The sequence below is a fragment of the Desulfosporosinus lacus DSM 15449 genome (assembly GCF_900129935.1).
Classification (GTDB): domain Bacteria; phylum Bacillota; class Desulfitobacteriia; order Desulfitobacteriales; family Desulfitobacteriaceae; genus Desulfosporosinus; species Desulfosporosinus lacus.
Genome location: NZ_FQXJ01000007.1, coordinates 326,933 through 334,815, shown reverse-complemented (window position 1 = coordinate 334,815; position 7,883 = coordinate 326,933). Strand labels below are relative to the sequence as shown.

At 41.8% G+C, this 7,883-nt stretch carries 6 protein-coding genes and 1 rRNA gene; all 7 read right to left on the bottom strand.

Annotated elements, in window-relative coordinates:
• Positions 1-98 (bottom strand): 16S ribosomal RNA (locus BUB11_RS12150); the annotation flags it as partial.
• A 421-nt stretch (positions 99-519) separates the two neighbouring features.
• The gene (locus BUB11_RS12145) at positions 520-2,025 is read right to left on the bottom strand and encodes an MDR family MFS transporter (RefSeq protein WP_073030009.1); all 1,506 of its coding nucleotides are present in this window, start codon (positions 2,023-2,025) and stop codon (positions 520-522) included.
• Positions 2,026-2,193: 168 nt separating this feature from the next.
• On the bottom strand, positions 2,194-4,395 hold the full coding sequence (gene recQ / locus BUB11_RS12140; RefSeq protein WP_073030008.1) for a DNA helicase RecQ: 2,202 nt from the start codon (positions 4,393-4,395) through the stop codon (positions 2,194-2,196).
• A 117-nt stretch (positions 4,396-4,512) separates the two neighbouring features.
• Positions 4,513-5,202 carry a protein-L-isoaspartate(D-aspartate) O-methyltransferase gene (locus BUB11_RS12135; protein WP_143187610.1) on the bottom strand — a complete coding sequence of 230 codons (690 nt, stop codon included), beginning with the start codon at positions 5,200-5,202 and terminating at the stop codon, positions 4,513-4,515.
• A 426-nt stretch (positions 5,203-5,628) separates the two neighbouring features.
• The gene (locus BUB11_RS12130) at positions 5,629-6,765 is read right to left on the bottom strand and encodes a M20/M25/M40 family metallo-hydrolase (RefSeq protein WP_073030007.1); all 1,137 of its coding nucleotides are present in this window, start codon (positions 6,763-6,765) and stop codon (positions 5,629-5,631) included.
• 2 nt (positions 6,766-6,767) lie between these two features.
• Positions 6,768-7,109 carry an HIT family protein gene (locus BUB11_RS12125; protein ID WP_073030006.1) on the bottom strand — a complete coding sequence of 114 codons (342 nt, stop codon included), beginning with the start codon at positions 7,107-7,109 and terminating at the stop codon, positions 6,768-6,770.
• 152 nt (positions 7,110-7,261) lie between these two features.
• Positions 7,262-7,801 carry a chromate transporter gene (locus tag BUB11_RS12120; RefSeq protein ID WP_073030005.1) on the bottom strand — a complete coding sequence of 180 codons (540 nt, stop codon included), beginning with the start codon at positions 7,799-7,801 and terminating at the stop codon, positions 7,262-7,264.
• Positions 7,802-7,883 lie beyond the last annotated feature (82 nt).

Below are 7,883 nucleotides of genomic sequence, written 5' to 3'. Positions count from 1 at the left end.
ACTTCTCTAAGTAAACTTATTGAAATTCTCCGTTCGACTTGCATGTGTTAGGCACGCCGCCAGCGTTCGTCCTGAGCCAGGATCAAACTCTCCAAAAAAAGTTATCTCACTTCAATGAAGAAGATGATTCGCTCATGATTTCTTTTGAAACTCTTTCGAGTTTCTCTCATTGGCTGTCCTTGTTGTTTAGTTTTCAAAGACCATCATTTTCTTTGGCTGTTTAAGGCCGGAATTGTATCTTAGCATTTTCAACTATCGTTGTCAATAGCTAATTTGTGTGGTTGCGATTAAAAACTTTACTATTTTTCAATAATCAGCGTTTAATCGTTGTGCGTCTTTGTGGCACTCAGTTATAATACCATTTTCATCATTTGTTGTCAACAAGTATTTCTTCTTTTCAACATTATCTTTCCTGAGGCTTTACCCCCAAGAGCGACATTGGAAATGTTAACACATCCCTCGTTAAAGGTCAACATATTTGTACACCAGATGTAGTATAACCAATAATATTTTTTATAATTAAAGCGCATCTCTTGTCTTATTTGGAAAAAACAATACTAATATGAAGCTCAAGACAGATACAATACAAACACCGTAAAAGACATAGTGCAACGAAATTGTCAGGCCTGACGTCATCAGATCTATGACACCATTGGGAAGCGCTCCCCTCTTATCTGGGTCAAGTAAGACGTTAACAACATCTACACTATATGCCTCTCCACTCACACCCTTTAAATAGCTAGTCAATTTAGTATTTAAAACTCCGCCCAAAAGAGCTGCACCCATTGTATTCCCTAAAATGTTCATAAACATATTAGAGGCTGTCGCCACTCCACGCATTTGCCACTCCACACTGTCTTGAATCCCAACGATAAAGACCGTCCTAGCAAATCCCATTCCTATCCCAATTAGAAGCGAACCTACTCCGGCCCAGAGCCACCCTCTTTCAGGAGCCATTGTTATTAAAAACATCGAACCCGCAAGGATCCAAAACCCTCCAATAATCGCAATTCGTCTGAAACCGAATTTAAACATAATCTTACCAGCTATCGACGCACCCATCACCCAGCCCATTGTCATAAAAGCAAGAACAAAACCCGATATAATTGGAGACTTCCCCATCACACCTTGAATATAAGTAGGCAAAAATGACGAGATACCGATTATCACAATACCTGTCGTTAAAGTTGCTAAGTTGGAAACTACCAGTAAAGAATCAGCCCAGATCTCCAATGGCATAATGGGCTCTGTAGTATGCTTTTCCTGCAATATAAACAGATAAAACCCAACGACAGATAACCCCAATAAAAGAAGTACCGGGGCAGATGACCACGCCCAAACAGTTCCCGCCTGTATAAAAACAATCATCAAGGCACTGACCGAGATAAAAATCAGCCCCGAGCCAATGTAATCAATAGTATGTTGTTGCTTATGTACTGCCTCTCCAAGAAAAAACCATATTCCTGCTACAGCGAGCATACCGATGGGCACGTTTACCCAAAATATCCAAGCCCAATGAACATATTGCACAAAGAAGGCTCCGAGGGCTGGGCCAATAATTGAAGAAACTCCCCAAACACTAGAAATATAACCTTGAATGCGCGCACGTTCTGACAGGCTGAAAATATCGCCGATAATCGTCGTGGCTATAGGCTGAACAGCTCCAGCACCAATACCCTGAAGCAATCGGTAAATGATCAACATATTCATTGTTTTTGCAAAGCCACAAAGGACAGAACCAATAAGGAAAACTATAATTCCAAAGGTAAATACAGGTTTTCTCCCAAACAAATCAGCGAGTTTTCCATAAATCGGGATTGTAACTGCTTGAGCCAAAAGAAAGGATGAGAAAACCCAACTAAACAGGGAAAAGCCACCGAGATCTCCAACAATACTAGGGATTGCGGTTGCCACAATCGTCCCTTCTATAGCGGCTATGAAAATTGCTAACAGAACACTAGCCAAAACAATAGCTCGATTTGTCTTTATAGATTTACGAATATAAACTTGCTCACTCTCGTGCATTACAACTAACAAACTCCTTCTACTTATTGGATTTTTAAACTCATTACAAAAATACCGCAATTAAGTCCTTCCCTCGCACACGCTTTAGCGAAGGAAGGACTCGGAAGTATAGTTAAACTCTTATCCAGGCACCCATAGACACTTATTGACTGCTCACTTTTTTGTTTTCTATTCTTTATTACCGATAATTTTATGCTTTTCCAAAACTGCCCGGATTGTAAACCACTCCACCTCATCAGTGAGAAGATCTTTAATGGGACGTAATCTTTCTCCACCTACTTGCTTAATTGCCTCCAAGATGTGGGTTTCTTGTTCAAATGGAATAAAATCATCCCACGGAACAGCCTGTCCATCTAGACTGCAGCGCACAAAATGATTTTGAACAGTTATAGGAGTAACCTTCCTTATTTTTGCAATATCTTCTAAAGAGTATCCTTCTTTGTACATTAGAAAGGTCTGCAAATGACTGGAAACTTTCCCGTGAGGAGAATTCTCAAGATTAATTATATCTTGGCAACCATGTTCGCTGTCCGTTTGATCATCACGCTTCTCTTCGAGGGGATTATTCTTTAAGTCCGGCTTCTCTACACTTTCAGAATCCTTACAAAAAATCCTGATTGCCTCCAGAAATTCATCCCCGTATTTTTCTAACTTTCTCTCCCCAACCCCGCTGACGCGAATCATTGATCTGTGATCGATTGGACACGCTTGGGCCATTTCTCTCAAGGTACTGTCTGCAAAAATCATGTAGGGAGGGAGGTTTTCTCGAATAGCTATTTCTCTGCGCAATGTACGCAACCGATCAAATAGGCTAACCTCTTCCGACTCTTTACGATACGGTTTTGGTGACACTTTCCGATCGACTTTCGCTTCCCCTTTTAAGACGGAAACTGCATTGGGCTGGAGTTTAACCACTGGATATTCTCCGGTTGATAATTGCAAATACCCCTCTGCCACTAAATAATTTATTAGATCTTTGATTTCTTGCAACGCAACTTCGTGCATAATCCCATGGGTTGAAAGTTCATCAAACCGAAGTTCCCTAATCTTCGCTTTGCGTGAACCTTTTAAAACCTCAGCCACCATGCCAATCCCAAAACGTTCCCGCATACGATAAATACAGGAAAATACTTTTTGAGCCTCCAAGGTAATATCTACAATTTCTCTCTTATCGTTACAACTGCTACAGTTACCGCATTCTTCTTGTACGTCCTCTTCTCCAAAATACTCTAGAATCGACTTCCGCAAGCAACGGGGTGTATGACAGTAATCAACCATCCCTTGAAGCTTTTTGAGCTCATTCATTTTTCGTTCAGGCTGAAAAATGGTTTGTTCAATCAAATATCTTTGCAACACTACATCTTGAGGAGAAAACAACAAAAGGCACTCTCCCTGTTCTCCATCGCGCCCTGCACGACCTGCCTCTTGATAGTAAGCTTCCATATTTCTTGGCATATTATAATGGATAACATATCGAACATTGGATTTATCAATACCCATTCCAAACGCGTTGGTAGCTACCATGACGGTTACTTCATCAAAGAGGAAATCTTCTTGGCTTTTTAAGCGATCTTCGTCGGTCATGCCCGCATGATATTTTCCAACCTTTAAGCCGCTTTTGGTTAAAAAGCTCTGGAGATTGTCCACTTCTTTACGCGTCCCGGCATAAATAATTCCAGGTTGATCGGCATGAGCTTTGGTATATTCAAGTAAAAAGTCCTTCTTGTTCTCCCCTCGAAACGTAGAAAACATAAGATTCGGACGATCAAATCCTGTGACAAATATACCAGGTTCTCTCAATCCCAACAGTCGGACTATATCAGCCTGAACATCCTCAGTTGCCGTTGCAGTAAAAGCTCCAATTAGCGGTTTCTGAGGGAGGGATTTAAGAAAAGGCCCCAAATGCAGGTAACTAGGGCGGAAGTCATGTCCCCACTGGGAAACACAATGAGCCTCATCAATCGCTAGGAAGGAAACCCGCAAAGAGTCCAGAAGACTTCGGAAACTATCTGACTCAAGTCGTTCAGGTGCAATATATAAGAGCTTATATTTACCACTTGCCACCCTGTCAATCCGGGACCTAACTTCCTTGAGAGACAGAGAACTATTGATAAAGGTTGCTGGAACTCCGTACTGTTGCAATGCATCCACTTGATCTTTCATTAAGGAAATTAGAGGAGAAATCACGAGAGTTGTTCCCTTAAACAATAGGGCTGGAATTTGGTAAGCAAGTGATTTTCCTGCTCCAGTCGGCATAATGGCTAAAGTATCCGAGCCCTGGAGTAAACTTTCAATCACTTTTTGCTGGCCATCTCGAAATTGAGTATACCCGAAATACCTTTGCAATACCTCCAAGGCTTTGTTTATCATAATTAAGAACATCTCCTTAAGGTTGTGTACTTTCGAAGCTGTCCTTATTATAACAAAAAAAGTGTGATAACGGGGTCCTTCTGAAGTAAGTTTCCTATATCTAAAGGCTAGCCGGATCTAACTTCCTGCTTCTGCCTCCTTCCACCCCTTTGTACCAATCAGAGGAACAAAACGTACTGCTCCCAAATCTTCTTCTATTAATTCACTTAACAGTGTCTTCTTAACACGCACCAGATGTTGATCTTCTTTTTTCCCTACCGGTATTACCAAGCGGCCACCCGGAGCTAACTGCTCGATTAAGGAATCTGGAATTTTAGGACCTCCCGCCGTTACTAAAATTGCGTCAAATGGTGCTTTTTCTGTCCATCCAAGCGTGCCGTCTCCCACGCGCACTTCAATATTTTCATAACCTTGACTGTTAAATCGTTCTTCCGCAAGATGGGCGAGTAAGTTATGGCGCTCAATTGTATAAACTCTCTTGGCCATTCGAGATAATATCGCGGCCGAATAACCAGAACCCGTTCCTATCTCTAAAGCTTTATCACTCGTTTTGAGCTCCAACGCTTGAGCCATGAGAGCTACAATATAGGGCTGACTAATAGTTTGCTCTGCTTCTATTTCCAAAGCGGTGTCGTAATACGCAAGCTCTTGCTTATCTTCTTTTACATACCTGTGTCGCGGAACAATTAGCATACTTTGAATTACTGCCTCATCTGTGATGTCTCGACTTCTGAGCTGGGTTCGAACCATCCACTCACGCTCTGCCTCACGTCCATTTAAATCATCTTTCCAATAATCTTTGCCCAAATTCTCCTCACCTTTCAATTATTTTCTTTTATTTTATCCACATTTAATTTTTTTAATTTGTAAGTTCAAGGAAGTTAATGAAGCAAAGACGTAGCGAGAGAAAAACTAACTTTTTGTAGGGTATCAATTGTACGGTCTATTATGTTTATAGTTATTATAGTTGCTAATATTTATCATGATAAGCGTACTTAACTATATATAGTTTTAATTAAAACCCACATTATTGGATAGCCCCCCGTTCAATTGATTGGACGGGGGCTAAACTGTTTGCAACTAAGTTTTGTGATGGCCGAATAGTACTTAATAGGAGCTCATTGCAGGCGTCTCCTTTTAAACTCTTGGCATTCTATAATTATGAAAAAAAAAGAAGGCCTATCCACGTATTTTATAGGCCTTCTTTCTCCAGTTCACGTTATAATACACGATTTAGCATTCAGCTTTTTCAAGCTTCGCAATACCTTTAATAATCTCAACCAACAAATCAGCTGTCCTGTACAGATCCTCTTCCTCAATCGCTTCCTCAGTTGTATGGGGTTTTTTCATCCCAGTACCTAAAACAGCGCACGGTATCCCGTAAACATTATAATAATTGGCATCACTGCCTCCTCCGGTTGCCCCTGTGATGACTTTTAAACCGGCGGCTCGGGCTGCCTGACTAGCAATGACTACGACTTGAGACTCCTCAGCAAGGGTAAAGGGCTCATATAACCGGATCACTTCAATTTCTGCAACTGCGCCCATTTCCTCAGCACAGTGTTTAAACGCTTCACACATCTGGGACGTTTGACGTTCGAGCTTAATCAAGTCTCTGCTTCTTGATTCGCAAGCAATATGGACTTCGTCGGCCACAATATTCGTAGCTCTGCCCCCTTGAATCGTACCGATATTGGCTGTTGTTTCCTCATCTATTCTGCCTGTTGGCATACTTGAGATCGCCTTAGCAGCTACAACAATTGAGCTTATTCCATCTTCTGGAGCAAAACCAGCATGAGATGCTCTGCCTTTAATCATCACGTTAAGTCGATCTTGCCCTGGGGCAGCAAGAATTATTTCTCCCGGTCCACCCACGCAATCCATAACAAATCCCAGATCAGCTTTCAAGAGCGTTTTATCTAAGTTCTTAACGCCGTTGAGACCCCCTTCTTCGGCAACACTGAAAACAACCTGAATATCGCCGTGTGGGATATTTTGCTCTTCTATAGTTCTTAGTGCTTCCAGGATTGGTGCTATCCCTGATTTATCATCCGCTCCTAAGATCGTTGGCCCGGCTGAAGTAATTATTCCTCCCTGAAGTTGCGGCTCGATGTTTAGGCAAGGCTCCACCGTATCCATGTGGGCCGAAAACAAGACGACTGGAGCCTTTGGCAGGTTACCTTTTAAATAGGCAAAAACATTGCCGCAGTTACCTTCGAATCTTTGCCCAGCATCGTCTTCTGATACTGTCATACCAATACTCAGAAGACGATTTTTTAGTATATCAGCTATTTGGCGCTCATTCTTGGTCGGAGAATCAATTCTAATAAGTTCCAAAAACTCAGCCAACAATCTTTCCCGATTGAACATTTTTATGTATGCCACCTCACAGTGCCTGCGTCTCCATTATATCGAGGGATAACATGTATATGCCAATGAAAAACTGTTTGTCCTGCAGCAGTTCCTACATTTGCTCCCACATTGTAACCATCAGGATGGAACCGCTCGTCTAACAACTCTTTAACATTTGTGAGAAGTTCTCCGACACAAGCCATCTCCTCCGCAGTTGCATCAAAGAAACTTGAAGCATGTTTTTTAGGAACAATAAGAACATGTCCTTCACTGACTGGATACTTGTCATAAAATGCCCGGGCTAGTTCGTTCTCTACAAGGTTGACTCCCTCTGGCAGTGTACAAAATACGCACTCGTTCATCCGCATCCTCCTTACAGTTTTATCCCCGCCCAATAAATGGACTTTTATGTTAATATTGCCTGTTTTTTACTCAAAGTCAAGTAATCTTTATAAAACAATTCCTGCTTTATCAATTCCAAGACACCCACTTCTTCAAGTGGGTGTTCCTTATTCTACTTTTTAGTTCTGCCATATACTGCCCAACCAAACAGCATGGATGCTACAATAATAAATGCCGGGTGGATATTAAGGAAATAAAGGAGCGCAACCGTTATAACTGCTATTCCCCACGTGCTGCTGGACGGGAAGGCCTTCTTCCCCATGTCATAAGCAGTCTCAGCAACAAGTACAACTACCACTGGCCGGACTGCCTTCAGCATTGCTTGAAGCTCTGGAGAATCCGAATATTTCACAATCAAACTTCCTAATAAAACTACCACAATTATAGTAGGAGCTATTGTTCCAATTATAGCGGCTAGAGCTCCCATCCAACCTGCAACCTTATATCCGATATAAGCTGCCATCTTTGTGGCAATTGGCCCTGGCAAGGCATTACCGATAGCTAAAGAATCCGCAAACTCTTCGTTATCCACCCAATGATATCGATCCACTGCTTCTGCTTTAACGAGAGGAATTAGTGAAGGACCTCCACCAAATCCCAGGTTTGAAGCCCGGGTAAAGCCAATAAATAGGTCCCATATTTTTCTAAGCACGAAGAGCACCCCTTTTTAACACCGTATTAATAGGAGCATATTGTTAACTTACTCTGAAATATCTCCATCTGAAATTCAGTCA

Coding starts and splice junctions, on each gene's coding strand:
- BUB11_RS12145 (WP_073030009.1), bottom strand. CDS start 2,025: ATGCACGAGAGTGAGCAAGTTTATATTCGTAAATCTATAAAGACAAAT.
- recQ (WP_073030008.1), bottom strand. CDS start 4,395: ATGATAAACAAAGCCTTGGAGGTATTGCAAAGGTATTTCGGGTATACT.
- BUB11_RS12130 (WP_073030007.1), bottom strand. CDS start 6,765: ATGTTCAATCGGGAAAGATTGTTGGCTGAGTTTTTGGAACTTATTAGA.
- BUB11_RS12125 (WP_073030006.1), bottom strand. CDS start 7,109: ATGAACGAGTGCGTATTTTGTACACTGCCAGAGGGAGTCAACCTTGTA.